Raw genomic sequence first — 768 nt, forward strand, 5'->3', positions numbered from 1 at the left:
GGTAATGACTCCAACTTATTGATAGTGTTTTATGTTCAGATAATGCCCGATGACTTTGTCATGCAGCTCCACCGATTTTGAGAACGACAGCGACTTCCGTCCCAGCCGTGCCAGGTGCTGCCTCAGATTCAGGTTATGCCGCTCAATTCGCTGCGTATATCGCTTGCTGATTACGTGCAGCTTTCCCTTCAGGCGGGATTCATACAGCGGCCAGCCATCCGTCATCCATATCACCACGTCAAAGGGTGACAGCAGGCTCATAAGACGCCCCAGCGTCGCCATAGTGCGTTCACCGAATACGTGCGCAACAACCGTCTTCCGGAGCCTGTCATACGCGTAAAACAGCCAGCGCTGGCGCGATTTAGCCCCGACGTATCCCCACTGTTCGTCCATTTCCGCGCAGACGATGACGTCACTGCCCGGCTGTATGCGCGAGGTTACCGACTGCGGCCTGAGTTTTTTAAGTGACGTAAAATCGTGTTGAGGCCAACGCCCATAATGCGGGCGGTTGCCCGGCATCCAACGCCATTCATGGCCATATCAATGATTTTCTGGTGCGTACCGGGTTGAGAAGCGGTGTAAGTGAACTGCAGTTGCCATGTTTTACGGCAGTGAGAGCAGAGATAGCGCTGATGTCCGGCGGTGCTTTTGCCGTTACGCACCACCCCGTCAGTAGCTGAACAGGAGGGACAGCTGATAGAAACAGAAGCCACTGGAGCACCTCAAAAACACCATCATACACTAAATCAGTAAGTTGGCAGCATCACC

Annotated in this window: 1 protein-coding gene; it reads right to left on the reverse strand. The window is 53.5% G+C overall.

Going from position 1 to position 768, the window contains the following annotated elements; translation table 11 throughout:
- Positions 1-15 precede the first annotated feature (15 nt).
- A protein-coding gene (locus tag A7589_RS01690) for an IS1-like element IS1A family transposase (protein ID WP_103215986.1) occupies positions 16-713 on the reverse strand; the annotation gives its coding sequence in 2 pieces (ribosomal slippage) (positions 16-464 and positions 464-713; 699 coding nt in all).
- Positions 714-768 lie beyond the last annotated feature (55 nt).

It is taken from the genome of Escherichia sp. MOD1-EC6475 (genome assembly GCF_003046645.1).
GTDB lineage: Bacteria > Pseudomonadota > Gammaproteobacteria > Enterobacterales > Enterobacteriaceae > Escherichia > Escherichia ruysiae.